At 44.0% G+C, this 26,860-nt stretch carries 15 protein-coding genes and 1 pseudogene; 5 read left to right on the forward strand and 11 right to left on the reverse strand.

All coding sequences use genetic code 11. The features are described 5' to 3' along the window. Nucleotides 1-55 precede the first annotated feature (55 nt). The 6 genes and pseudogenes from rluF to AC3ISQ_RS06590 form a co-directional block, all read right to left on the reverse strand. A pseudogene (gene rluF, locus AC3ISQ_RS06565) lies at nucleotides 56-781 on the reverse strand (23S rRNA pseudouridine(2604) synthase RluF); the annotation flags it as partial. Nucleotides 782-921: 140 nt separating this feature from the next. Further along, nucleotides 922-1,059 (reverse strand): YHYH domain-containing protein, encoded by a 138-nt coding sequence (locus AC3ISQ_RS06570; RefSeq protein WP_489351641.1) that lies wholly within the window; start codon nucleotides 1,057-1,059, stop codon nucleotides 922-924. A gap of 214 nt (nucleotides 1,060-1,273) precedes the next feature. Then, on the reverse strand, nucleotides 1,274-2,185 hold the full coding sequence (locus AC3ISQ_RS06575) for a carbohydrate kinase family protein (protein ID WP_489351643.1): 912 nt from the start codon (nucleotides 2,183-2,185) through the stop codon (nucleotides 1,274-1,276). A 154-nt stretch (nucleotides 2,186-2,339) separates the two neighbouring features. Further along, on the reverse strand, nucleotides 2,340-3,362 hold the full coding sequence (locus tag AC3ISQ_RS06580; RefSeq protein WP_489351645.1) for an SIS domain-containing protein: 1,023 nt from the start codon (nucleotides 3,360-3,362) through the stop codon (nucleotides 2,340-2,342). A 3-nt stretch (nucleotides 3,363-3,365) separates the two neighbouring features. Further along, entirely contained in the window at nucleotides 3,366-4,442 is a 1,077-nt protein-coding gene (locus AC3ISQ_RS06585; RefSeq protein WP_489351646.1) for an ADP-ribosylglycohydrolase family protein, read from the reverse strand. A gap of 17 nt (nucleotides 4,443-4,459) precedes the next feature. Continuing rightward, entirely contained in the window at nucleotides 4,460-5,203 is a 744-nt protein-coding gene (locus AC3ISQ_RS06590; protein WP_489351648.1) for a GntR family transcriptional regulator, read from the reverse strand. Nucleotides 5,204-5,658: 455 nt separating this feature from the next. Between AC3ISQ_RS06590 and AC3ISQ_RS06595 the strand changes: the two genes are divergently transcribed. The 5 genes from AC3ISQ_RS06595 to ushA all read left to right on the forward strand — a co-directional run bounded on the left by AC3ISQ_RS06595 (nucleotide 5,659) and on the right by ushA (nucleotide 11,723). Further along, nucleotides 5,659-6,993: an MFS transporter gene (locus tag AC3ISQ_RS06595; protein WP_489353153.1), complete on the forward strand. Its 1,335-nt coding sequence runs from the start codon at nucleotides 5,659-5,661 to the stop codon at nucleotides 6,991-6,993. 72 nt (nucleotides 6,994-7,065) lie between these two features. Beyond that, nucleotides 7,066-7,962, forward strand: a complete 897-nt coding sequence (locus AC3ISQ_RS06600) for a nucleoside-specific channel-forming protein Tsx (protein WP_489351650.1) — start codon at nucleotides 7,066-7,068, stop codon at nucleotides 7,960-7,962. 162 nt (nucleotides 7,963-8,124) lie between these two features. Then, entirely contained in the window at nucleotides 8,125-8,895 is a 771-nt protein-coding gene (locus AC3ISQ_RS06605; RefSeq protein ID WP_489351652.1) for an oligogalacturonate-specific porin KdgM family protein, read from the forward strand. A 19-nt stretch (nucleotides 8,896-8,914) separates the two neighbouring features. Then, entirely contained in the window at nucleotides 8,915-10,075 is a 1,161-nt protein-coding gene (locus AC3ISQ_RS06610) for an esterase-like activity of phytase family protein (protein WP_489351654.1), read from the forward strand. A gap of 22 nt (nucleotides 10,076-10,097) precedes the next feature. Continuing rightward, the gene (ushA, locus tag AC3ISQ_RS06615) at nucleotides 10,098-11,723 is read left to right on the forward strand and encodes a bifunctional UDP-sugar hydrolase/5'-nucleotidase UshA (RefSeq protein WP_489351656.1); all 1,626 of its coding nucleotides are present in this window, start codon (nucleotides 10,098-10,100) and stop codon (nucleotides 11,721-11,723) included. A gap of 139 nt (nucleotides 11,724-11,862) precedes the next feature. Here the strand turns inward: ushA and AC3ISQ_RS06620 are convergent, their stop codons facing one another. Genes AC3ISQ_RS06620 through AC3ISQ_RS06640 form a run of 5 tightly spaced genes read right to left on the reverse strand, consistent with a single transcriptional unit; the run spans nucleotide 11,863 to nucleotide 26,808 of the window. After that, on the reverse strand, nucleotides 11,863-14,709 hold the full coding sequence (locus AC3ISQ_RS06620) for an RHS repeat-associated core domain-containing protein (protein WP_489351658.1): 2,847 nt from the start codon (nucleotides 14,707-14,709) through the stop codon (nucleotides 11,863-11,865). Then, on the reverse strand, nucleotides 14,709-14,927 hold the full coding sequence (locus AC3ISQ_RS06625; protein ID WP_489351660.1) for a hypothetical protein: 219 nt from the start codon (nucleotides 14,925-14,927) through the stop codon (nucleotides 14,709-14,711). Before AC3ISQ_RS06625 ends, AC3ISQ_RS06620 begins: the two co-directional genes overlap by 1 nt. A gap of 33 nt (nucleotides 14,928-14,960) precedes the next feature. Then, nucleotides 14,961-17,834: an RHS repeat-associated core domain-containing protein gene (locus AC3ISQ_RS06630; RefSeq protein WP_489351662.1), complete on the reverse strand. Its 2,874-nt coding sequence runs from the start codon at nucleotides 17,832-17,834 to the stop codon at nucleotides 14,961-14,963. 54 nt (nucleotides 17,835-17,888) lie between these two features. Next, nucleotides 17,889-22,292 (reverse strand): SpvB/TcaC N-terminal domain-containing protein, encoded by a 4,404-nt coding sequence (locus AC3ISQ_RS06635; RefSeq protein ID WP_489351664.1) that lies wholly within the window; start codon nucleotides 22,290-22,292, stop codon nucleotides 17,889-17,891. Nucleotides 22,293-22,341: 49 nt separating this feature from the next. Next, nucleotides 22,342-26,808, reverse strand: coding sequence for a Tc toxin subunit A-related protein (locus AC3ISQ_RS06640; RefSeq protein WP_489351666.1), 4,467 nt, complete (start codon nucleotides 26,806-26,808; stop codon nucleotides 22,342-22,344). Nucleotides 26,809-26,860: the final 52 nt, after the last annotated feature.

The raw sequence follows: 26,860 nt of genomic DNA on the forward strand, positions 1-26,860 counted from the left end.
GGAGCATCTAGCGTGAAATCACGATCGGTGTAGTGTTTTTTCTATCGCTCTTTTATTCAGACGACGAGCCCTCAACCAACCTAAATAACTCGCCTATCTCCTCGAGGGTTAAATCCCGCCACTCACCCAGAGCCAAACCAGCCAAATTAACATTCATAATACGAACCCGCTCGAGCTTAGTGACCTGATAGCCAAAGTATTTACTCATACGGCGGATCTGACGGTTAAGGCCTTGTACCAGCGTGATGCGGAACACATTGGTGGATTCTTTTTCCACTTTGCATGTTTTGGTCACCGTTCCTAGTATCGGCACGCCCACGCTCATGCCTTGAATGAACTCATCGGTCACGGGTTTGTTCACGGTGACCAGATACTCTTTTTCGTGATTATTACCGGCGCGGAGGATCTTATTGACCAGTTCGCCATGATTGGTCAGGAAAATCAGCCCCTGAGAATCTTTATCTAAACGCCCGATCGGAAAGACGCGCTGGCTGTGGTTAACGAATTCACCGATGTTATCCCGCTTACTCTCTGCCATCGTGGTGGTGATGCCTACAGGCTTATTCAGCGCGATAAGCACGAGGTTTTCTTCATCACGTGGTGCGATCAACTGACCATTAACTGTGACCACATCTCCGGCCGCCACCTGAATGCCCACAGTGGCTGGCTTATCGTTAATAAAAACATTGCCTTGCCTGATGTGACGATCGGCGTTGCGGCGAGAGCAAATTCCGCTATCGCTGATGTATTTGTTAATACGAATGGGTGAGGTGTTCAGCATGGTTTCTCCGTAAAAAACGGATTATACGCCAATTATGCTGTAGTGCTTGCCAGTTAAGCTTTTTGGGTGTTTACCATGGTCAGAGCTGTAATGGCTCTGACCATGTGAATAGTGAAAACCGTCAGTTAATAATGCAAAATTTAATGACAGTGGTAATCACCGGTTTTTTTATTGTTATGGCATCCATCTGAATTGGTACCACCCGAATGAGCGAGAGCATTGCCAATAGATAATGTCATAAGTATCAGAGTTAAAGCTGTGATTATTAGTTTTTTCATTATAAAAATCCCTTTGTAATTTAATTATTAATATACTTCTCCATCAATATCACTGAGAGGGCGTGTAAAGGCAATTTATTTTTCTTGAGCAAGTCAATTACAATGATAATAATATCAATTTGAATTATTTTATATTTTATGAGCAGCTCATTGTGGGTTGCTTAGTTTAAGCAACCATATCATAAAAACAGTAGCTATAATCCATCCTGTAATACTAATGGCTTCGTAGAAACTCTGTAATTTCATCAATAGTTGCCAGATGCCCTCTTGCTCCTAATGATGAAATATTTATAGCGGCTGCCGCACTGGCAAATGCTAACGCATCGTTGAGGCTATAATGATTAAGTTGAGTATAAATAAATGCTGCATTGAATGTATCTCCGGCTCCTGTGGTATCGACAATAGGGATCTTAAAACCATCGTGTTGTGCTGCATCATATTCTGTTACTGCCATAACACCTTTAGCGCCCAGAGTGACGACTAGAGCATCCAGTGAATATTGTTTTCTCAATTGGCGCAGGATTTCTATCTGTGGTTCACATTGACAGCCAGTAATAAAACCATCCTGATTAAATATCACTATATCTGCTAATGTAAGAATGCTTTCCAGATCCACCTTACGGTCAGCAATGTGAGGTTCGATATCGACAGCCACTTTCGTTTGGTGTAAATGAGCATGTTCAGCCAGCAATTGAAATTTCGAGATATCAGCAGGCATGGAGTACATGATTTTACTCTGAGCAACAGCTTGCCGAGCTTTATTTTTATCCCATCCCGTATCAGCACTTGGAGCATAAACCAATGATTTCTCCCCACTGCCATCAATGAAAATTATGGCAGTGTTGGCTTGCAAACCAGGAATGTGCGTGACATGTTCTAAATGCACATTGTAATGGGTAAAATCATCAAGAATTGCCTTGGCATGATGATCATCGCCAACGCAAGATACCGTGGTAACTTGCAGTCCAAGATTACTCATGGTGCAGGCACAATTAGCGACAGTGCCACCGATTTGTTCGGCAAGTTTTTTCCCGATAACTTTGTCATCATTTTTTGGCAGTCGCGGAACACTGAATATTAGATCAATATTACCGCTACCTATTGCAGCGACATCAAAACGTTTCATAATTTTCCCTCAGACAACTTTATACGTTGCTATTACACATGTATACCCGTCATACTTGAAGTTGCATCTTTATTGGCTGCGTTCACTCACCCGAATCACTTACTGGTGTAAGCTCATCGGGACTCATTCACTTGCCGCCTCGATGCAACTCCAATTATTTTGGGTATATTGTTACACGTGAATTTCCTCGAGCTGTAAAATGCTGGGCTAAATGCCATGCCATTTCATATAACCACTGCATGTTTTTCAGTAACATGATGATTTCAGAATTAGAATCAGTATTATTAATACAGGTGACACTCACGCCTTGAGATCTTAACTTTTGAGCCATGGCTGAATAAAAAGGATATTCGGCGGTTGAGTTTGGAAACATGATGATGTGATGCTTCTCGGTAGCTTGATTAAGGCGTAACGAATGATAGAACTCTTCGATATGCCAGGCATTTGCAATTATTTGTGGTCCGCAAGACAACAAGTTAGCACCTGCCAATGCCACTCCCCAAGTCATGCCACTGCCTAAAAAAGTGACTGATGAAGTAAACCAGGGATCTTTATCACATTGTTGCCAATATTTTTTACTGCTAGCACATTGTTGCCAATATTCATCAAATTTATTTTGCGTATCATCATGTGGTTGCCCGCTTGATGTATTGCGAATAATGGCGGCGAACTGACATAAAACTAATAAGGTAGCGGAAGTACTTTGGGTAGGAATACCTTTTTTTATGGCATGGGTAAAAATCATATTTTTAGTCAATAAACTAAAAGGTGTCCCTGGGGAATTAGTGATGCCTACGGTTTGTGCACTGGAGGTTAATGCATGGGAAAGTGCATCCAGCACCGGAGAAGGACGACCGCTGGCACTAATAACGAGTACCAGCGTGTCGTGAGTTAACATCTCGATAGGATAATTTAAAAAATCAAATGTCTGTTTGGCATAACATCGCAGCCTTGTCTTCTTCTCGATATATTCGGCGGCAATAAATGACACTGCATAGGAATCCCCTGAACCGACTAAAATGATTTGTCTAACAGCAGAGTAATTAATATCAATATTGGCAAAAGTTTCTGACTGTTTAGTCAACAGGTGCCTCAATAGATCGGGTGTGCCATCAATTTCTGAGCGTGTTGCACACAATGGCATAATAGCCAGAGGATCCTGATTGCAGATTGTCATTGATTACTCCTGCAGCGATTGAGTCGCCAGAGAGGTTAATCCTCGGGCTATTTCCGGCAGGTTAAAGTCTCGGCTATTTACCGCACTGAATATTTGATATTTATCCTGTGGTAAAGCTGAGAATCCTTTCCATGCACCCGCAATGGCGCCAGCCATGGTTGCAATACTGTCTGTATCATTGCCAACGTTTGCTGAGGCGACTATCGTGGCCCAAGGATCTCCCTGACTAAATACCAATAAACCGATGGCAGTAGGAATTGATTCATGTGCCGCGACAGAGTTACCGATTAATCCTTCCATCTCCCGTAAGCAAGATTCAAAGTTTTCTGCCCGTTGTGCGATTTCTACCGCTAAACGGATACGCATTGATATTGACGGCCCAGCAACGCATCGAGCATGTTTTTTGGCCAATACTTCACCGTAATCGGCTCCCCAAAGGGCCGCATTAATAATTTCATTAAGGGATGAGTTATCAACCATCGCCTGTGCGGTGGCCGCTGCAATAGCACAGGCGCTGGCTATGGCAATATTGGTATCATGCGAGGGTAAACAAGTGACTAGCGCCAGTTCACAAGCCTTCTTCATATTCCCGGGGTAAATTAAACCTGCTGGTGCTACACGCATACCCGCACCATTTGTGGTACCGATATTAGGTGCTTGGCGCTGTGAAGTACCAATACGACCAATGGTATTGGTAGGGCGTCCTTCTTTAAGTGCTTTTACCACCAGTTCCGTTGTGGGGCCTTTGTAATTAGCATAGGGTTGCATCTCAGCCCAGCGCAACAAACAAGTCAGCCAGTGGCTATTATCAAATTTACCATAACCAGCAGCAATCAGCCCTTCAGCAAGCACATACATTTGGCTTGCATCATCAGTAATCAATCCCGTAATACCTTTTAATGAACCTGCAAAGGTATCTTCTGGGGGGAGAACGAAAGTCTCCAGCCATCCTCCCCATGTTTCTTTTATTTCGTCAATACTGTACAGCTCTGTCGAGGCACCTAGTGCATCCCCCATTCCAGCGCAGGCCAATGCGCCTAATATTTTCTCGTAAATAACGGGCTGATTTATATGTGACATATATCTTCCTATGATTTTTAAACAACAAAATTTTCTCGAGTGACTTTAATTTTGTAAAGGTAGCGACTTGATGGATAAACCATCTCAACATATTCCATAGGTTCACGTTTTATGGATAAGGTGATCCTGGTACAACTGAGCACAACATCTTCACTCGAAATCTCAAGCAAAGTACGTTCAGCGGCCGAAGGCAAACGAGCACCAATGGATTCATAGGCTTCGAGGGGCTTAATATTCAGTTTATCCTCAAGTAACCGATATAATGAGCCGCTATTCATCAGCTCATCTTCTGTTATTTGTTGGTCAGGTTTTAATGGCAAATAAGAGGTCTGAATACCCATCGGCGTGGTATCAGAAAAGCGTAACCGCTTAATACGAAAGACATGGGTAATACTCAGAGGTAATTCAAGGTTACTACGAATCACTTCGCTGACAGGTACAAAGCCCATTTCCAGAATGCGTTGTTTCGCTTTACCACCTTTAGCCTCAATATCATCACTGAAACTATGTAATACCAAGCTTTCTCTGCTGCGCTGCGGCAAAATAAAGGTTCCACGGCCATGTTCACTGTGCAGGTAACCGTGCTGCTTGAGGTATTCAATCGCTTTACGGATGGTGGTTCTGCTACTTTGATAAAGATCAGCTAACTCTCTTTCTGTTGGAATAACTTGGTTTTCAAGCCATTCTCCGCTATCCACCCGTTGCTTTATGTCTTTGTAGATCTCTTTATATTTCAGTTGTTGATAGTGTACGTTTGCCATTTTTGTCAGCTTTTTAATGATGTGTGCTTGGAATTGTTATGTGGTACATACCAATTCGCATGATACGCGTAATTTTATAAAATTCAAACGTACTTTGGTGACTCACTTCACACAAAAAAGAACATCTTACAAATCATCTGATTATACTTTATTGATTAAGCGTTATTGTTAATTGAATTGGTAACTTACTTATATATAAGAATTAAATATAAATTAACCTTCGTATTCTTATGCCTGTATGGGGAATGTGATTGCCATCATAGTTTGAAAAATGGTTTGTTGTGGTATCTACCAATTTAAAGCTAGCGTAGCCGGTGTTGGGATGTACGTGTTGTTTTACGCTTGTTACTGATAGGTATTTCATGGCGCTGCGTACAACCAATAATATTGCAAGCTAGCAAAATTTGCTGGATTGACTGTTGTTCAATGATTTTCAAGACAAGAGCAACTTAATGATGAAACTTTCAATAAGTGAAAAAATTGGTTTTGGGGCAGGGGATATGGCTATTGCCATTGTCATGATGTCAATGGCAATGATTATTACTTATTTCTATACGGATATTTATGGTCTGAAAGCAACAGATCTAGCTCTATTGCTATTAGTTGTGCGGGTAATGGATGCCATTATCGATCCGTTAGTTGGCATGCTTACCGATAAAACAACAACCCGTTGGGGACGTTATCGACCCTATCTACTTTTTTTCGCTATACCGTTTGGCGTTACTATCTGGCTAATGTTTACTACGCCGGACTTCGGTTATGCTGAAAAACTAATATGGGCTTATGCGACTTATATTTTACTCACGTTAACTTATACTTTTATTGCAATACCCTATGTCTCGCTCATTGGCGTGATTACGGATGATCCAAAGGAACGTTTAAGCGCCAATGGTTATCGGTTTATCATGACCAAAATTGCCATGTTCTTAGTGACGATTATTGTTCCTCTGTCAGCAACTTATTTCGGTAGTGATAATCTTGCGCGAGGATACCAAATTGCTATGGGGTCAATGGGTATTGTTGCTGTACTACTCTGCCTGTATTGTTTCTTTTCTGTCAAAGAGCGTACTCAACATCCGTTACCTGTATTGTCTATAAGAGAGCAATTTCGTCACCTTCGTGGAAATGACCAATGGATAATTTTAGGCATTGCTATCACTATTATTATGTTTGGTGGCATTGTTCGTAGTTCGGTTGCTGCTTACTATGCCAAATACTATCTTGCAGGTGGTGATCAGCTTATTTCTCCATTCCTGACGACCGGGGTTGTTGCTTCAGTGCTTGCTATGGTGGCATGTACCTGGATAACCCGCAGCTACGATAAGATAAAGATGTTCCGTTATACCCAGTTTTTGGCCTTTATTGCTGGTGTTGCCATGTTTTTACTGGTTAAGCAGGAAAGTATTTATCTGGCTTTTGTCTTCTACTTTCTGGTCACTTTCCTGACAGATATACAATTACCGGTCTATTGGGCCTCTATTGCCGAGTCAGTTGACTATGGTGAAGTAAAAACGGGCAATCGCGTATCTGGTCTGGCATTTGGTGGGATCTTGTTCTTCCAAAAACTCGGTATGGGGTTCGCTGGTGGATTTGTGGGGTTAGTATTAGGTTATATTAATTATCAACCAGGAGTGACTCAATCCTCACAGGCCTTATGGGGGATTTCACTCATGATGACGTTGATTCCTGCTGTTTTTAATTTGGTTGTTTGTGTTTTAATGAGAAAGTACATTATTAATGATGATTATTATAAAGAATTAAAATATACATTAGAAAATAAATCGCATTAATCTAAATGTCTCAATGGTATTGCTGTGGTGAACTTAAAATAAACAGGGCTTTCATATATCACGGAGCAGATCATGACCAGATGCTTGTTCTTGAAAATTATTATAGTACTGACTTTTATAAGTACCGCTATGGGTTCTTATGCTGTTGAGAATACACGAGAGGGATTCTTATCTGATTGGTGGCATCAGCGAATTAATGTTGTCAGTAGTAGCCAAATCCGTTTTTCTCCCCAGCCGGTGAATGATGTTTATCTTGAATATGAAGCTTTTGGTAGAAAGGGGTTCTTTGATTTTTATGGTTATTGGGATGTGCCTAAATTTTTTAGTATGGGTAATAACGCTGACCACGGTGTTTGGGACAATGGCTCACCACTATTTATGGAGATTGAGCCTCGATTTTCTCTCAATGAACTAACGGGAAAGTCATTAGTAATCGGGCCGATAAAAGAGTGGTATTGGGCTAATGACTACATTTTTGATATGGGAAGAAATAACAACTCACGTGGTAGTACGCTATTTACAGGGGTTGGTGTTGATCTGAATACCGGTCTACCAATGTCTTCTTCTATTAATTTATACGGTAAGTACCAATGGCAAAATTATGGGGCGGCGATAACCAATGAATGGGATGGCTATCGTGTTATGTTCAGTTATTTTGTTCCTGTCACTACTATTTTGGGTGGCCAATTCAACTATAGTAGTTTTTCTACCTACGACTGGGGATCTAAACTAGGCAGTGAATCGGGTACCAGTTCGGTCAATGGAAAAGCAATTCGAACCAATAACGCCTTTGTGTCCAGCCATATATTTTCTCTTTCTTACACTCGTTGGCATTATGCAGCTGTTTTTAGATATTTTTATCATGGTGGACAATGGAATAATGGTGCTGTCTTAAATTTTGGTAACGGTGATTTTAGTGTGGACTCTATTGGTTGGGGATATTACTTAGTCGCAGGATTCGATTTCTAACTTCTGGCTGTATATACATAAAATACTCGAGCTTCATCAAGGTGGGCCGCTCTAACGCGTCCATGTACGGCACAAGTCTGTGAGTTACTAGGAACATAGATGTACGATGCCAACAGAAATACAGTTTAAAGCATGAAAAATATAAAAAGGAATAGTTATAAAATGGAAAAATTAAACAAAATATATATTAATACAATGCTTGGGACGTCATTGGTTTTTATTACTACATCAGTATTCGCCGCAGGGGGATATCTAGATTATCGTAATGAATATCTAACAACAACGCGTGTAGATTATGATCGCGCTAAAATGGGTTATTTTTTTGACAACGGTTTTAATGTTCATCTCGAGATTATGTGGAAATCTGGTGATCATAAAGAACCCGTGAAGAATGCAAATGGCCAAACGACCAAACCTGCTAATCGAGATCGGATGTGGGATTTTGAAAACAATGGCAGCGGAATTATTCTTAATTATAATTATACTAATCCAGATTTTAAAAGTTGGGTATTCATTCCTACATTCTCGCTTTATACTTCAAGTTATTGGACTACTTATGAACCTGGGTTGGAGGTTAACTATAAGATAACACCACAATATGTCGTTCGTGGGCGTATTCGTTTTGATTTTGATAAACCAACCAGTACCAATACCTCTGATGATCAGATGACGACTCGCTATGATTTCTGGTTTGATTGGAAACCTCAAAGTTTACCTATTGCCATGACATATAATTTTGTCTGGTATGATACGGAAACAATTAGATGGAATAATAAGACTTATGATTGGGCTCAAGAGATAAAATTTACCTATATGTTTGGTGAGAAGAAATCTTGGAGACCTTATCTTGGTCTTGGCGATGTTAAAGGGCCTGATAAATACGATGATAATCGCCAGTTTCGTATTAGAACAGGGCTGACTTATGTGTTTTGAAAGTTAAGGGGAATTAGACATGTTTAATATTAAACGTAACGTTATTATCATGGCTACCTTGCTGACTATTTCATTATATGCAGGAGCCAAACTGAATGCGCCGGTATTTAATAGTACTCTCTCAATGCAGTTTTTGGGCGAAAATCAAATAGCAACTGGAACTTTGTTCGAACAAGTACCTATTGGTGGCTTATCAGGCATTCACTATGATAGTCAACAAAAACTCTATTATGCCATCTCTGATGCCCGTAATACCAAACAAGAAGGTATCGCGAGGTTTTATACTTTTCAATTAGATATCTCTTTAATGGGTATTAATAACATCACCACTGTCGGTGTTAAAAATTTGGTGGGTGAAAATGGTCAACCATGGTCTACAGGAACTGTTGATGCAGAAGGGATTGCCCCAACCCCAGATGGGAAAAACCTATATTGGTCATCTGAGTTGGGAAGTCCGTTACGTATCAGCGATATGCAAGGGCGTTTGGTTGCCGATCTGAAAGATGCGATCCCTACTTATTATAATGCAGAAGCAGAAGGGCGGAAGGAGGATGCAATTGGTGTCCGTTCAGGTGTTAGTTTTGAAGGACTATCGCTGACAAAAGATAAAAAATATTTATATGTCGGCGTTGAGGCCCCCCTCAAGCAGGATGGTCCACTTGCCAGCCCGACTCATTCAGGCGTTATACGCATTTTAAAATATCAGATTAATCCTTCTGATAACTCATTAAAACTCGATAGTGAGTTCATTTATAATTTAGATGCCGTACCGCAAGTGAGTGAGTTTGGTGTTAATGATAACGGTTTGTCAGAGCTTCTGGCGATAGATGAACATCGCGTCATTATTATTGAGCGTGCTGGACGTAATGCCAGTAAAGGATTCAAGGATTTTGATTTCAATGTTCGTGCTTATTTGGTTGATTTGCGTCAGAGCACAAATATAAAGGACACCATTAGCCTGGTGGACATTAATCATCCACAAATGTTGCAACCTGCACAAAAAAAATTACTTATTGATTTTAATCTGTTAACGGATAAGCCAGATTGCATAGAAGGCGTGACTTTTGGTCCAGATATTGATGGTAAGAAAACATTGGTTTTTGTTTCTGATAATAATTTCCAACCTTATCAGACAACCAAGTTTTACCTGTTCTTAGATAATCGTAATCTATTGAAGTAACTCATTTTTAGGTGATGACATTATGAGTATATTGATACTTAGATATATTAGGTATGGGTGTGTCGTTTCTTTTTTGTCTTTGTTCTTTGCCACACAAGCTAATGCTGTTTGGCAAAAAGATAAGGTTTATACTATTACGCTATTGCATACGAATGATCACCATGGACATTTTTGGCAAAGTAAACATGGTGAATATGGATTAGCGGCTCAAAAAATAGTCGTGGATCAAGTTCGTACTGAAGTGAATAAGGCCGGAGGGAGTTTGCTGGTACTCTCTGGGGGGGATGTAAATACCGGAGTACCAGAGTCTGATATGTTAAATGCTGAACCTGACTTTTTGGGCATGGATGCTATTGGCTATGACGCGATGGCGGTAGGGAATCATGAATTTGATAACCCGTTGAGTGTTATTCGGCAGCAGGAGCGTTGGGCTAAGTTCCCTTTTTTGTCCGCCAATATTTATGATGCGAAAACGGGGCGGCGACTTTTTAAGCCTTATCAGTTGTTCAACAAACAAGGTCTGAGTATTGCAGTTATTGGCCTAACCACTGACGATACTAAACGCTTAGGTAGTAAGAAAATACTTGCGGGTATTGAGTTCCGTGATCCGGTAGTAGAGACTAAATCGTTACTTAAAAAAATACGCGCTAAAAATAAGCCTGATATTATTATTGCTGCCACTCATATGGGGCATTATGAGGATGGTAATCATGGCTCAAATGCACCGGGAGATGTTGAGTTGGCTCGATCTCTGGATCTTGGTTCATTAAATATTATTGTTGGTGGTCATTCACAAAACCCGGTGTGTATGGAGTCAGTCAATCAACGTCAGGCTTCTTACGTACCAGGAACTCCATGTATTCCTGACATACAAAATGGGGTTTGGATAGTTCAGGCGCATGAATGGGGCAAATATGTTGGCCGTGCAGATTTTACGTTTATCAATGGTAATTTGACATTGCGGAAGTATCAGTTAATACCGATAAATCTGAAAAAGAAAATTGTAGCAGAGGATGGTAAAGCCCAATATGTTAATTATGGTGATACGATTGAACAAGATGCTAAACTCGTCACATTACTGGAGCCTTATCAAAAAAAAGGAGCAGAGAAACTCGATGAGATTATCGGAAGGAGTGATGTCTATCTAGAAGGTGAGCGTTCTGTCGTCCGCTCCCAACAGACTAACTTAGGTAAACTCATCATTACTGCGCAGATGGCTGCAACCCATGCTGATCTGGGGTTAATTAGTAGCGGTAGCGTTCGCGCTTCTATTGATGCTGGTCCAATTAGCTATCGAGATGTATTAACTGTGCAACCGTTTGGCAACACCGTAGGTTATGTTGAGATGCGGGGGGGGGAATTAATAACTTATTTACAGGCTGTGGTAAATAAAAAGGCGGGGTCTGGAGCCTATCCACAATTAGCTAATGTTACCTTCACGTTGGATGACAATAAAATAACCCATGTTATTATTGGGGGGCGTGTGCTAGAGGCGAACAAAAAATACCGGATCAGTATGCCAAGTTATAATGCAAGCGGCGGTGATGGTTACCCTAATGTTCAAGGGGAATTTATTAATACAGGATTGTTAGATGCTGAAGTTCTTAAAAAACAGGTTGAACAATTAGGCATTGTTTCCATGAAATGAATGTTGTGATATGATTTACATTAGTCATGCTTAAAGTTTCAAATGTGCGCATTTTTGCATGTCGAGATATTTTTATATCCCTGTAGCGCGCCCCCTCTACTTAAATTAAAGGGGGCTGTTATAAATGTGTTTAATTAATTTAGGCTGTTTTATGTAACCTGGGTTTCGAATTGATTTTAGTGCCAAAACGATAGTCTCTGACTTTAATGTCACTATTTTTCCAGATAGAATCTGGCATTTCCTCTAGCATTATGTTTGGACCGAACTGTTCATCTTTAACACCTACCACTTTAAAGATAACTCCTGGCGACATTAAAACTTCTGCCTGCTTTATTGCTGTGAATCGGGTAATATTTCTACCACTAGACCCACTGATCTCAAAGACTACAGATTTGAGGGAGTGCTCCATACCAAAACGTTGTCGCATGACAAATTCACTGGCAACTTTCTTTTCTGCACTGGTCGAGAAAAATGTTTGTGTTGTTACATAATCTCCTTTTTTAATTATGTTTTGAACATTGCCGCCATTGCAGGCTTCCGGATTATTGTCGGGTTGATATATTGTGTTATCTAACATTGCTCCTCTAAAAGTAAGTCTTTTATAGGCGGGTATCATTTTAAGCTCTGCATCTAACTCAGCTACTTTACCCTCTGAGTCTTCTCCGATATTGAGTGCCAATTTATGGAGTAGAGCTGAATCTTTAGAGTATTCTGTTATATTTACTCCAAAACCTTCGGGGAGTTTATACTGTCCTGCCTCCTCAAATAGTGTCTTATGCATCTGTTCTGCTACTCTACTGATAATTGGTGAGAAAGGATTAGTGTCACGATCATTTTTCAGAGCCTCTATTTTATCATTTCTCTCTTTGACTTTATTTTTAGCGTCGGGACTTTCATCCTCATATCCATCTGGGTATTTTTCGCCCGTATCTTTCATCAGCATGAGAAGCTCTGGTGAGAGATCTTTTTCGTCAATAAAACCACCGACATCATAAGATGTGACAGGGTTATTTTTAACGAAACAATAGAGATTCAACCCATCTGCCGTTCCTGAAGGATCTGGGTTCAACCAGCGCCCTAACCACGGCATATAGTATCGATGACCATAGTAATACAGCCCGGTACTGTCGAGTTCTTTGCCAGAGTAGCGGATATATTTGTATTTTACTTCGCTACTACTCCCTCCCCATACGGCAGTGCCGCCGAACGGATAATATTCCTCCACGGTGAGAATGTTGGCATCACCATCTAACTCCAAATTACTGGAACCAATTTGATTATTAAAACTATAGCGTAGTTGTCCGTTGGGAATATCGGGTGTCCCTGTTTCCCAATAGAGATGACGTACCGCTGCTCGCCCGGTGGCCTGAGCCACCAGAACAGTAAAGTCTTCAGTAGTGGTGACTCCATTGCCATTATTACTTTGTGTGGTACGTAACTCTAAACCTGGTAGATAAACCACCTGTTGGGTTTGTGTGGTACCGCTGGTTAATGCGATGGTTTGTTTGCGCCCCCGCATCCCTTCCGCGTTGTATTGGTACACTTCGCGATCATCAGGCTGACCATCACGGCTCACCAGTATGACTTGCTGTAAACGGTTATTGCCCAGCCACCCTAAACTTTGTCCGCTTTGTAGCCATAGTGCATTACCGCTGGCATCAAAATAGCGATTCTCTACATCTATATCTTGCGGTTGCAGATTCGTCCCCATGGCGCTAGAAACTGCGTGGTTACTGGTATTAGAAACCACCATCTGTTGGCTATAACTGGTTGCGCCAATATGCTGGATATTGAATAAATTACCTGATTTATCATAGCTATAGCTTCTACTGTAAGTAATAAGTTGGCTACTATCCGTAATCGGTTCGGGTAACGCAGGCCCTTGTTGTTTGGCATTGGCGTTCTCTCGTCCGTTAGCGCTGATCAACTGATAAAGTGCATCGTAGCTATAGGTGTTTTCAGGCGTGACTTTGCGGTTACGATAAAAACGGGTCGCGGCAGTACTGTCGCTAATGCCAATAATATTCCCTACCGGATCATAGCTGTAGCTGAGGTTCTGCAATTCGTCCCCGAAGGAGCGGGCCATACGCATAGTTAGCAGGCGTTGTGTCTGCGCCTCGTAGGTATAGTTTGTTGTCACGCCATTGCCGGCCACTTCCTGCAACACTTGGCCGGCGGCGCTGTAATCAATGCTACTGAGTGTTGTACTGGGTGTTGACTGAGCGATAATACTGCTACTGGCAATTTGCCCGGCTACGTTGTAGCTCACCTGCTGTTGATTTCCCTTGGCATCGGTCAACGTCAGCCATTTCCCGTCAGCATCCCCGGTCCATTGAGTTATGTATTGAGTGCTCTCCAGCAATGCATCCCATTCATCGCTGCTGGCTCCTTGCCAGTCGGGGAGCGATTCGGCATTGAGTAACAATTGTTGTGTTTGTTGCTGTACCACGCCTTGTAATGAAAATGCGGCCTGTGTGAGCAACCCTGCACCATCGTAACGTTGGTAGCATTGTCCACGCAGATTGTTCTCTGCGGGTTGTTCAAGGCTTTCGCCATAAATAAATCGACCAGTAATCGTTTCACTGGCACCTGGCAAGGTTTGATAACATAGCGTTGGGCGCCCTTGTACGTCATACTCTGCGCGCTGTGAAATCTCTGCTCCGCTTTGCCCCCACACCGGGTTGCCTGTGACATCAAATAACGCGAATGCAATACCAGCATCCACACTGTCGCTACGCAATACTTTTCCCGTAAGAGAAGATTGGTAGCGAAAGTTTTCCACTACATTTGGGTCGTCAAGCTTTGCTGTATATAAGCGTGGATCAATTTGCGTAATCAATAAGCCATTCAAACTATATGTACTGCGGGCGACGAGTTCATCCTGTGGAGTATCAATTTGTATACGGTTATATTGCAAATGACGAATGGATTGTCCACGGTTATCTACCACGCTAATGGTGGGTGTTGCTGTATATAATGTGGTCATTATTTCCCCTCGAGTTTTTTTATTGCATTGATTATTTTCCCACCTTTGGAACCTTTTTTTTCTTCATTGGTGTCTTTTTCCTCTTGTATATCCATATTTTCTTTCGCATTGCTGTCCATCGTGGCCGGGACTCCCGTTTGGTAGCCGAAGATATTAAGGTTGTTTATTTTTCCACTGCAACCACAGATTAGTAATGTAATAAGAGGTAAAACTCTCATTTGTGCACCTCATTGATTATTGTTTTATTATTTTTACCGCCATGAGCCTTCACCTTGCATATTAAAGTATTCCCCAAGTACGTTATATTTATGTATTGGCTCGCGCTCGGCATTAAATCTCTCTCGTTCATCTTTTGGAAGGCTAGCGTAAAATGCTTTCCTTTCTTCTCTAGGTAGGCAGTTTACTCTGCTGCGGTAGGCCAAATGAGTCTGATTGAATTTTTTAAAGGCGGAGTTTCGTTCTTCGTCATATAAATTTGTATATGTGGTGAAGGCCTGAACACCAACGGTACTAGTGAGTAATTCAAATTTAACCATTGACTTCTCTTCACCATGCTGAGCGTCAATAGTTGACTCAACTTTTGAAATATGATCCATAGTCTCTGGAAGGAAGTTTGTAGCGATGTGTTCTTTTAAATCTGTTAATGGGTTTTCATTAGGTAATGAAGCAAAATAGCAATTATTCCATAACGCATATTTGTTGCTATCGATAACTGTTATAAATCCGGTTAATAATTGATTGTTTTGAATATCAAAAGGTTTTTTTGGTAAGGCGGATGTTGGTGGATTATCTAGATCGTTGTAGATGCCACCAAAGTGATTAAGTATGGTGTATCTTAAAGTGTCGCAAGCGAATGCATAGTATTTTACTCCACCACTTTTCAATTTCTCATACACATCAGCATTACTATTATTGGCTTTGTAATACTCTTCTGTCGGAATGTCTTTAATCTCAATAGCTCCGTTGGTCGCTGACGACAGTCTATTAATCACTGCACCGTATCGATTTTTGTCGACATCAAGATGTAGCATGATTTTATAATGTGGATTGAGTTCAGCACAGTTAATTATGTTTTTTTCGAATTTGTTTAATCCAGCGACATTGTCTCCGATCCAAATATAATGAATAATCATAGGGATTTTATCTAATCCACGGCAATCAGCGTAGGAAATTGGATTGTTATTCACCATGCAATATAAATTCAATCCATCGACTGTTCCTGCTGGGTCTGTACTCAACCAGCGACAACTCCAGGGGATATAATAACGATGGCCGTAGTAATACAATCCGGTACTGTCCAGTTCCTTACCTGAGTAGCGAACATATTTATATTTTACTTCACTGCTGTTCCCTGCCCAAATGGCGGTGCCACCAAACGGGAAGAACTCCTCGATGGTTAATATATTCCCTACACCATCAAATTCAATGTTTTGTGAGTTAATCAGGTTGCCAGTGCTGTAACGCCATTGTGGATTTTTAATGCTCTCTTCACCACCTATTTCCCAACTTAATATGCGTAACTGAAATGAGCCTGCGCTAATGGTCAAAATATCCAACTGTTCGGTAATGGTTTCTCCAGCCATGGTGGTGCGTATTTCCAGCCCTGGTAGATAGATAACCTGCTGGTTATTCTGCCCACTATTCAGTTGCGTTTTTTTGATAATCCGTTGATGGTTACCTGTATAGTAATAACGTTCCCAATCACTGTCGTCATCACTGGTGCGTTGCACCAACGTCACTTGTTGCAATTGATTGCGTATATCCCAACGCAAGGGTTGGCCTGGCTGTAAATTCAGTGTATTACCGCGAGTATCAAACCCGGCATCAATATCGTCAGGTATTATTCCCCCAGTCTGCAGTAAAGCTCGGTTGTTGTTATTTGCTACCACCATCTCAGTGGTGAAACTCTGTTCACTGTTATGGGAAAACTGCGTCATATTGCCAGCAGTGTCATAGCGATAGCTACGGCTATAAGTCACTAGGTTACTGGCATCAATAATTGGAGCAGGGAGGGCGGAACCTTGCTGAGTCAGAGTGTTATTTTGGCGGCCACTGGCATCTATCAATTGGTATAACGCATCATAGGCGTAAGCATTTTCTGGTGCCACGCGGCGGTTTTTGTAAAAACGAACTTCGTCAGCTAGGTCAGTGACCAATGTGACGTTACCTACAGGATCATACTCATAACGTAGATCGCACACGGTGGTGTTACCGGAGCGCAGAGTGGTGACGCCTAACAAACGTTGGGTCTCTACTTCATAACTGTACTGCGTTATTACACCGTTACCGGCGGTTTCACTGAGGATTTGCCCAGCGGCGCTATAATCGATAGCTCCGACGACTTGCTGTTCCGTTCCCCCTTGCAAGGTCATCCAATGGGCACTTAATCGGCCAGCAATATCCAGTGTCCAGCGCTGCTGGTTGCCTTTGGCATCGGTTTGTTGTGTTATCGCCCCGGTTGCGTTGTATTGCCAGTGGGTCTGGTAATTTTCTGTGTCTAGTAATGCTTGCCATGCAGCTTCATCATCTCCTTGCCAGTCGCTGGCATTATCCATATCGGCCAAAAGCTGTCTGTTGCTGTTCAATGGCATACCCAGCAGGCTAAAGCTATCCTGACTGAGTAAACCCGCGGTGTCATAGTAATGAATCACTAGGCTATTTTGATTGAGGGTTTTATCGCTGCCGTAAATAAAGCGTTCGCTATTACGTGCAGTTTCACCCTGTGGTTGTTCAATAACCAGATTAATGCGGCTCAATATATCGTATTGCTGCCAACGTTGATTTGTATTGCTATCCTGCCCCCAGCAAACACGTCCTTCAATGTCCAGCATTTGCCAGGATGAACCGGCATCCACGCTGTCAGTTTTTAGCGATTGTCCTGTGAGTGAATAAACCACCTGCATATTCGGTTGAACGTCTTCTCCTTGTTGTTGCCGGGCAAACAGACGTGGATCCGTGCTTTGTAGCGCAAACCCTTGCAGGCTGTAACTGCTATGAATAATCAACTCTTGCAATGGGGAATCTACGACGCTTCGGTTGTAACGTAAGCCACGAACCAATAATCCTCGATTATCGTAAACGCCAATATTCGGTGTTTGATGGTATAAACTAGTGGATGGTTTCATTAACACTCCCTATCTAGGTTATGAACGGATCCAGCTAACCGGATCCGTGATGGTCTACGCTGTCAGTGTGTCATTCTCATCTTCACTCACCACAAACCACGGGTAGTAACTTTGGCGTCGGTAGTAACCTTTGGCGGTGATCACCTGTATTTCACGTCCGGTCGCATCGTAGTAGTGACAATCTGCATAGCCGTCGGCACGCATCGCACTGTCTTTAACGTACTGCCAGTCATTGACGAAATAAGGTTGATAACTGCGCACTGACAAACCTTTGTTGTCATACTCTACCCGGCCAGAAACAGCCCAGCGTGGGTCGGCCGCGGCGACCACCAGTTGTCCGTTTTCATCCACAACCAATTCACCTTGTTCATCACGTTGCCAGGCATCCCCGGCAGGGACTTTGCCGCAGGCTTGCAACATACGGCCAAAACCATCCTGATAACTCACCGTTACCCGAACTTGCTGTTCTGGATCATCAGGATAGCGGTCTGCTAACAAGGTGGCAGTTTGTACCGGCACGATTTGCGCTTCGCTCAGAACGTAATGTACTGCCGTAGCTAAACCTGGGATCGGGTAGTATGTTTTTACCCAGTGGTGTCCTGCACTGCGGATATGGCCCTGTGGCGTGATAAAACGCAGGGCTATCAACCGTTGCCACTCATCTGCCATCAATAAAGAGGGCTCAACCCGCCCCATCCAACTGAATAGGTCATACGCCACTACGCAGGCCAACTGTTGTGGTGCTTGCCCGGCACTGGCTATCACATCCGAGACACTTTGCCCGGTGGTGACCGGGCTGGTGATCACAGAATCAAATCCAATCGCTGTTCCTTGTTCGGTACCATAAAAACTGTTCCCGAGGGGATTGCCTAACGCATCGCGCTGAATTTCCTGGGTGTTGTCGTTAATGTCGATAACCTGCCAGGGTTGCAAAAAATGGTAGTCAGGGGTGCTGTATACCGTGTTGTCTAACGCATCTGTTATCTGTATGACCAAGCAGATGTATTTGTCGTAAGTGAGGGTGGTTGCGCCAGTCAATACTGTGCTTTGTTGAGTCAGCGGGCGGTAAAAATTAGCGGCCGATTGATAAGTAGTAAAACCTTGCTCAACGACCCAGACCGGATTTTCCTGCGCATTCTCTACCGGTAAAACACGTTCAGCTTGTACATAACCAGCGGTTGTCAACATGGTTTGCAATGCGGTGCTGTCGAGTACGCCGTCATAGGCTGCCAGAGCCGTATCATCTAGTTCGGCCACTTCCTGATGATCTACTAGGGCGATAAAATCTGGACCCGCATCATTCAAATAATGCACCTCGCTTTGCCCGGCGAAGGTACGTGTTTGTTCTGTCCCCAAGAAACCATCAGGCTCGATCAAATCTTCGTAACTCAAACCGTTACTGCTATAGCCTGATTGGCTCAGGCAGTTCTGGCGCTGTTGATGTGGCAACCCCAGGCGCCAAGCCTGCGGATCAGCCTGATGATAAATGGCGTTCCGCTGCTCATTAATGCGTAGCAGTTGCTGTTGATCATCGTAACTGCTGCTCCAAGTGGTGGGGGGCAAGGTATCAGGGTAGGGATTAGTGGTGGGTTGTGAGCGACGTGGATAATAAAGACTAATTGCCCACAGTGGGGTGGCATACTCATCAAGCTGGATGACTACTTGTTGACTTATCTGAGGGTCTTCCACCAGACGTTCATAGTGGTAACCCCATTGTTCCAGTGCAACCACTAGAGCGACACAAGATTCTTGTGCATGAGCCGGTTGTACCTGGCGTACCAGATAACGGCAAAGGCTGATGCCATAAGGGGTATCTTGCTCACCACTACCGTCGAGTCCATAACTTTCACTACGTAATAGCTGTCCTTTTAACGCCCTATATAGCCACCATTGGCTGTTAGCATCAGGTTCTAAGGGCTCATCCATCTGTTCATTAACATCATATTCCGTTAAGTATGTCGCTTTTACCTCATAGGCCTGTTCATCTTTATATGGGGTGCCATAGAGGGACGTTTCATCTTGTTGTTGCCCGGTGTGGTACCAACTTTTGCTTAATAGAGGGGGGGTGAAGCTTAATTCGCCGCCATTACTGTCTTTATCCTGTTGGCTATCTTGTGCCTCCAGATAACCAAAACCACGGAATTCCCGTTCCTGGCCGTCGTACACCCCTTTACGATAACGGTATTGTTGGGTCAGCACATTACCGGTGATTTCATCGGTGCTCACGACTTGCGATACCACATGTACCGGGAATGGCAGTTGGCTCACAGCGCCCGCATCAGCCTGTTTTTCATCCAACCATTCCTGCGCTGAACTGCGGTATATCAGGGTGCTATCTCCACCCATATTGTTATTGGACCCGCTCAGTAACCAGGGTTTGGCGGTAGCAAAATCGTAGCGCCAATGTTGTGGCGTCATATGAGGTAACGAGAACACTAGGCTTGCCATACCTTGCCCCTGAACATCCGCTGCGTTTAGTTGGCATAAACGATCGTAGCGAGTGTCTGTGGGAAGTGGCAGAGTGCAAGGATCCGATAAACTGTTACCAGCCTGATTAAACCAGATGCGCAGTTGATCACTTTCCATATACAGCAGATCGGCGGTGCCGGAGCCGTCCAGATCGGCTAGCAGAACTTGGTCAGGGTTAAAGCTTTGTTCATCAAAATCTAGGGCTGCCAGTTGGAATGGGGCCGCAAAGTTGCCGCGCCCTAAGTTGGGCCATACGGTAATGCTGTCGTAACGGATTCGTACCAGATGCATTTGGCCACTGCCCAACACATCACTGAAGGCCACCAATTCACGTGCATTGCGCCCGGCAATAGGTAGATCATGGTCTTGTGACACCTCTTGTCCCGGGGCAAAGCCTTCACGTTGGTTGGCATAGAGTCGTACACTCTTCGGGCCAATCATAGCCAGATCGCTTAAACCATCGCCAATCAAATCGATCAATTGCGCTTGGGGGTGGAGAAACTCGGTCGGGAAGGTGTTAAACGCAGTAAAATTCGACCAGTTGGTGTCGGGATTGAGGGTAAAGAAGCCAGCCAACCCGGGTTGTGCCACCAGCCAGTCCAACTTGCCATCACCGGTAATATCCATTAATCGGTTTTGCCGTGGTTGCAGTGCCGGAACCAGTGGTAATGTCTGCCAGGTGCCATAACTCACGGCGTCTCCCCCGGCAGAGGCACGTTCCGCTGCCCGGTAATGCCATTGCTGCCCCGCACGATACAAAATGCCGGGAATGCCTTCTCCGTACAAATCTACCAGTTGGTATAGCGGACTTTCGTTCAACCCCGGCATCGGATCAAACGCTTGCCAGGCACTGGCCTCCAATGTGGGTTCGAATGGGTTATAGCGCAGATCCAACGGGGGCATCAGTTGTACCGTGCCTTGTGTGTCATAGGCCATATGCTGCGCGCCGACCAGTAAGGTGAGTTTGGGGTCTTGCTGGTATTCCAACAGTAGGCGTGCCACCAAGGTACTATCTTCGCCCAATTCATCAGGGAAATGATGAAACATCAGCACTTGCTGGCATAACCGATGGGTGCGAAGCTCAAATCCATAGTCATAACGCGAGAACGGATCCTGACGTAGTGGCCAAGGTGTGGTGGTCGTGTAGGGCGGTGGTGTGGTGGTATCCGTACCGCGTTCACCGTAGTCAACAATTAGGCTGAATAACCAGTTCTGACTGGCAGCATCGTCTTGCCAGGCATAGAGATCGGTGGCTGCGGTTGCGTTGCCATAATAAATACCCGTCAGATAGAGTTGGTTACTGTAGTCACGGCTGGCTTCTACGCTGCCATCGACAATACCGTCCGCTGTTTCACGCTGGTACTGGTAGTAAATATGTTCTCCCGTAGGAGAGACCGACTCTTCCAGCAGCCATTCGGCTATATGTGTAGCATTGGTCGAGTCAACAATTTGACTATCGGCATTTTTCCCTAGGCAGTGCAGTTGCCCATCGGCACCATGCAGTAGCCAGAATTGCAGTGCGCCACTTTGCCAGAGTTCTAGGCGGTTAAATGCACCTTCGATTCGCGGATAATAACGTGTTACCTGCCAACTCGGCTCCAGAACAACATCACCATACGTGCTACACGTGGTGGTGATCACCTCACCGTCGTCGTCTCGTTCTGGCAATAGCACTTCGCCATCAGGGCCAAGAAACTCATCTTGCTCGTTATACTGCGGTACACCTTGGCTGGTGCGGCGGCTGATGCGCATGGCACCAGCCCCCCAACCTAACCCGAACACCCCGTTACCCGCACCGCTACTGTAGTTCAGTGCCATGTTAGGAGCGTAGCCCCGTCCAGCGGATATAGGTAATGGGAGCGTCATACTAGCCAAACCAGTGGGTCCTACATTGGCCAATGCTTCTCCCATACCGGGTAGTGCACCGCCACCTTTAGGTAATGAAGGTGGGGTAATGGCCACCGAGTGGGATTGATTTGATGGTTGCATATTCAATTCTCCTGCCACCGACACATTGCCGGTGGCGTATCCGTGGGGGTTAACTGCTCAGCGTCTGCATGACGGCCTGTTCGAAGGTGGAGCCACCGTAGACGGCGGTGTAATGCACCTGGACAATCACGTCGCTTAGCGCTGCCAACAAGGCGCTTTGTTCTGTTGAGGTTGGATTGGGGAAACTCAAGTGCCAACTAGAAACCGCACCAGTCCCTTCGAATGGCAGGTAACGTTCATCGCCAAAACTCAGCTCAAACAGGCCACTGTCGTTTAACCCGGTAGAAACCGCCACCTGTTGGCTGGCACGCAGATTTTTGATCACATTACTGTCGCTACCGCTGTTGGGATCGTTCAAGTAATTCACCCCAGTGATATCTGCTTTCAACAAAGTACTACTGCTAGTCTGCGTTAGGGTGGCGCGCACATCTTGGTATGGGCCCAGCAAGGTGGGGAGTGAGACGGTGACGAATTTCACTTGGCGCTGGTAATGACCGGGGTAATCGTTGTCAAACAGGGATTCATTAAGTGTGAAGTCCAAACTGCCGCTGCTGATAAATGCGCTCCAGGCGGAATCGTCACTCACCAGTTGTTTCAGGGATAAGGTCTTGGTCAATTCCAGGCGGCGCTGGTTACGGCTAAGCCAAGCAGATTCCATCTGGTGCAGGTTAAGTTGCAGTGATTCTCCTACCAGCAGGCCGTGGTAGCTGTCGTTCCAAGCATTAGTCTGAATAAAGCGCGTGGTGACATCGCACATTTCGTATTGCCAACAAGCTTCTGTACTCAGGCACAGCGACAGTACCGCATCATAGGCTTGGTAATACAGCGCTGAGAGTTGCCCACTCAGCCAGTTGTACAACGAGGATTGGGTAAAGCGGGTGGTCAAGAAGCTCAGTGTGGCTTGCTGATTAGCTTGCTCGGCCTGCGCTTGTTGTAGTGAGGTTTGTGCTGCCGTTTGGCGGATAGCCAATGCATCCAGTTGGGCATCAATAGCGGCCACTTGCAGATCGGCCTGATCGGCCTGGAATTGCCAGTCTTCACCACGACGGCGGTACTCTTCTGAGGTTTGGATGCGTTGGGCGGTTAACTCCATGGTTTGACCTTTAAACTGTAAGATTAGTCCACTAACATAGGCAGCTCCGCCCCATATGGAGCCACCATCCGCCAGGCCAAAAATATCAGGAGTCAAATTCAGATCTGCCCCTACCGCCATCAATGGTTCGGAGGCCGTCACCATGGCACTGCTACTGGTTTGTAGGTTCATGGCCTGGCTTTCCCCAGAGGAAACGCCGTTATTACTGAGCGTTGAGTAGTATGTGCTCACTCCACTGGCTATGGCTTTGCTGGCTTCAAGGGCAGTTTGATCGGTGTTCAACGCATCTAATGCCTGCTGTTGTAGGCTGATGGTAAAACTGGAAATATCCAGCATTTGCTGCTGCTGTAGTTGTTGCAGTGAAGCGCTATCACCACGCTCATAGTAACTGAGCAGCGTTTGACCAAATTGGCTAAGAGTATTGACTGCCCCATAGGCGCTTTGCAGCATGGAGCGGAAACGGTAAGGCGGAATAGTGGCAGAAAGCCCGGCATTGGCACTGCTCAGGGATCCCCCTTGGGCGGTTTGCTGCATTAATATGGTCGGGTTGACTGGAGTGGCATACAACGGAATATTCAGCGGTTGGCCGTCAATTGATAGGTTATGGCGTAGGTTATACAGTCGTGAATCCAGAGTATTCCAGTAGCTCAACAACTGAGTATTAAGCGGTAGGATAAAGTTCGGATTTTCACTTACTGTTAGCGCTGTCGATGGGGTGCCGGGTAGGGCATACAGCGTATCTGCCAGTTGGTTTTCCAGTTGGCTTAATTGTGGTGTGGTAGCCGTGGCAATAGTGGCTAACGTATCTGGTTGCCAATAATTAACCAACTGCACATTCGGGCGTGGCCCCAACAGATTTTTTGCCTGACAGTAGCGCAGCTTGGCCTGACTGAGGCCATCGTTAGTTAATAAACGGTAATCGGCATCCCCGGTAGCAATCATATTACGCACATAGGCCATAAAAATGGCTTTTTGGTAATGCACTGGATCGGCAGTGGCGAGCGCGTCAGGATCAACTGGGTATTGTAATGCTTCGCTTTGTGCTTCGGCACTTTGCCCTTCTACTAGTGGGCGCACACTCCAATAGTCGGGTTCATCGTTATCCCGACCGCGCGCGGAGGGATCGAAAATATAATTAAACCAGCTTTGTGCTTCGTCATATTGCTGTTCCTGATTTAGGCGATAAGCCACCAGATACGGCATATGGAAAAACAGTTCCCAGAAATAAAGGCCATTGGCGCCGTTAAAATCCATCGGCACCGGATCGTCACCGTTGGTTAATGCAGGCTCCTCGGTCATCTGGGTATCCCAGGCCAGTAGCGCATCAATGCTGGTGCTGGCTTTATTGATCAACTCTTTGGCAAATAGGGTGTTGAGGCGGATGGGGGCGATAGCGGTGCCGTCAGAGAAAGTTGAGGTTCCGAAATCAAGAAATTCTGCGGTACCCAGAGTAGCGTCATCTTGTTCAGCCAGAGTTGGAACAGTAATTTCTGTAACAGTATCGAACTTTAGCGTTACTGTTCTATATGCATAACCCCGTGATACGCCATCTACCGACTGTTCCACACCATAAATAAGCATAATATCTTCCGGTGTAGAAGGGGAATTCATGGTGAATGGTACAGAAGTAACACTGCCAAAATTATTTATTGGGATAGTTGCTATCTTGTTACTATCATCAATGGAATCTTGATATACAACTAGTTGGTATATGTCAGAAGGATCAGTAAAGTTGAAGGATAGATTATTCCAATAATTATCGGGTTGAAACTCAAGTTTAAGCTGATAATTGTCGGAAAGTGTAATAAAACCGTCTTCAGTATAAGTAAACTCAATATCTGACATGGTATATTCAGCGCCGGAGTCCGTCTTGATGATTGGAATACTGAGATTGTCCCTTTCGACTTCGCGCTGGTTATCATTATCAATCAATATAATATGATCTATTATTGAGGATGTAGCAGAAGCGGCGATGCGTGCTGTGCCGGAGAGAGTGATTTTTTTTTCACTACACTCAAGGGTGAAATCAGAGGGCGTAATAGAGAGGATATCGCCTTGAAGTATACCAGATATATTATACGTTTGGTATGTTGTCATATCGTGAGCTGTGAGATTAACTTGTATCTCTATGCTGAGATGGTCATTACTATTGGTGATGTCGGATAGAGTTAAAATAGGAATGGCAGAAAGCATGGTGTTAACGTCGGAGGTTTGATTATCATCAACCACATCATCAACATCATATAACTCACCCGTGCCTGTTATAAACTGTATTGTTTTTTGCCCATTATCTATATATTTATCATAGTAATTTGTTAAAAATAAGCATTGCCGCTGCGCTATATTCCCCCAGTCATCTAATCCGGTTGAATAGTAAGTGTAATCTACACTACCTTCTACTATTGAAAATAACGAAGTGTAGAACATCGTCTCGGTTGGATCGGAGGATGAGTTATAACCACTCATTGAACAGAGCTCACTATTGTCTGCAGTAAATAATTTCATCTCAATTCCGGTATCATTTCCTACACGTACAATATCATTACTTAATACCGAATCAATAAGTTGTGGTGCAGACCAAGTATCGTCAAAGCGTAAGTAGGCCATGTAAGTGCTAATTTTAATAATATCATCTGCTTCATCATCATCAGTTTGTCCGACAAGAGTACGCTCGAACCATGATACATAGAGACGGTTATTATAAATAACCGGACGTACAGTAGATACGACATTATCTTGGCTTAATGGTAGGTTAATCTCACTCCATTCACTCCAGCCTCCTAGTGCAACAATATTATTTGCATTTTGACTCATATCTAATGAACGCCAATAATAGGTGTATGGGGTACTACGAGTACGCCCTAGGAAGTAATACATACTGGTGGTTTGATCTACTCCATCCAGATAACCACTGACCATTTCCAGGTTCGCTACTTGTTCAAACTCATTTAAATAATTGAGTACTGCATCTTGTGCGGTATCTGAATTGATCTGATTTTGATTGAGTACCGTTTCCAGATCGGTAAAACAGGTGGTTTTGTTTTCCCTCAGTGTTGGATCAATATAATCTTCTGGGTAATCTTGTAACTCCATCTCTCCGGCCCAAATAGCATATTGATTAGCCCCTCCATTCCAAGTGGCTAATTGGTCTGTGCCAATAATACTACTGTCAAATCCCGGCTCCATATTCAATGCCATACTGTTCATATATTGTTGAATACTGGACATCGCTGCTGCCACTTGTGAAGTGGTGACATCATTCGATACCAAAGGGTCAATTAGCAAATATTCATAAGCATCCTCTGGTGTTTGAATATATTCTTTTAGATCGTCATTATTCGCCACGTACTGGCCAAGATAATAGGCCAGTAATGCACTACGATGGGTTTGATTTAATTGTGCAGCAATTGAAGTTGTCATCATTAATATTCCTTTCAATATTCATCGTATACCTGAGGTTGCCACCGTGATAGTG

The sequence above is a fragment of the Serratia sp. KH_031 genome (assembly GCF_057839655.1).

Bases quoted from the DNA above. Each gene is read 5' to 3' on its own strand.
- AC3ISQ_RS06625 (WP_489351660.1), bottom strand. From the start codon at position 14,927: ATGAGAGTTTTACCTCTTATTACATTACTAATCTGTGGTTGCAGTGGA.
- AC3ISQ_RS06600 (WP_489351650.1), top strand. From the start codon at position 7,066: ATGACCAGATGCTTGTTCTTGAAAATTATTATAGTACTGACTTTTATA.
- AC3ISQ_RS06630 (WP_489351662.1), bottom strand. From the start codon at position 17,834: ATGAAACCATCCACTAGTTTATACCATCAAACACCGAATATTGGCGTT.
- AC3ISQ_RS06640 (WP_489351666.1), bottom strand. From the start codon at position 26,808: ATGATGACAACTTCAATTGCTGCACAATTAAATCAAACCCATCGTAGT.
- AC3ISQ_RS06580 (WP_489351645.1), bottom strand. From the start codon at position 3,362: ATGACAATCTGCAATCAGGATCCTCTGGCTATTATGCCATTGTGTGCA.
- AC3ISQ_RS06585 (WP_489351646.1), bottom strand. From the start codon at position 4,442: ATGTCACATATAAATCAGCCCGTTATTTACGAGAAAATATTAGGCGCA.
- AC3ISQ_RS06575 (WP_489351643.1), bottom strand. From the start codon at position 2,185: ATGAAACGTTTTGATGTCGCTGCAATAGGTAGCGGTAATATTGATCTA.
- AC3ISQ_RS06610 (WP_489351654.1), top strand. From the start codon at position 8,915: ATGTTTAATATTAAACGTAACGTTATTATCATGGCTACCTTGCTGACT.
- ushA (WP_489351656.1), top strand. From the start codon at position 10,098: ATGAGTATATTGATACTTAGATATATTAGGTATGGGTGTGTCGTTTCT.
- AC3ISQ_RS06635 (WP_489351664.1), bottom strand. From the start codon at position 22,292: ATGCAACCATCAAATCAATCCCACTCGGTGGCCATTACCCCACCTTCA.
- AC3ISQ_RS06570 (WP_489351641.1), bottom strand. From the start codon at position 1,059: ATGAAAAAACTAATAATCACAGCTTTAACTCTGATACTTATGACATTA.
- AC3ISQ_RS06595 (WP_489353153.1), top strand. From the start codon at position 5,659: ATGAAACTTTCAATAAGTGAAAAAATTGGTTTTGGGGCAGGGGATATG.
- AC3ISQ_RS06620 (WP_489351658.1), bottom strand. From the start codon at position 14,709: ATGACCACATTATATACAGCAACACCCACCATTAGCGTGGTAGATAAC.
- AC3ISQ_RS06590 (WP_489351648.1), bottom strand. From the start codon at position 5,203: ATGGCAAACGTACACTATCAACAACTGAAATATAAAGAGATCTACAAA.
- AC3ISQ_RS06605 (WP_489351652.1), top strand. From the start codon at position 8,125: ATGGAAAAATTAAACAAAATATATATTAATACAATGCTTGGGACGTCA.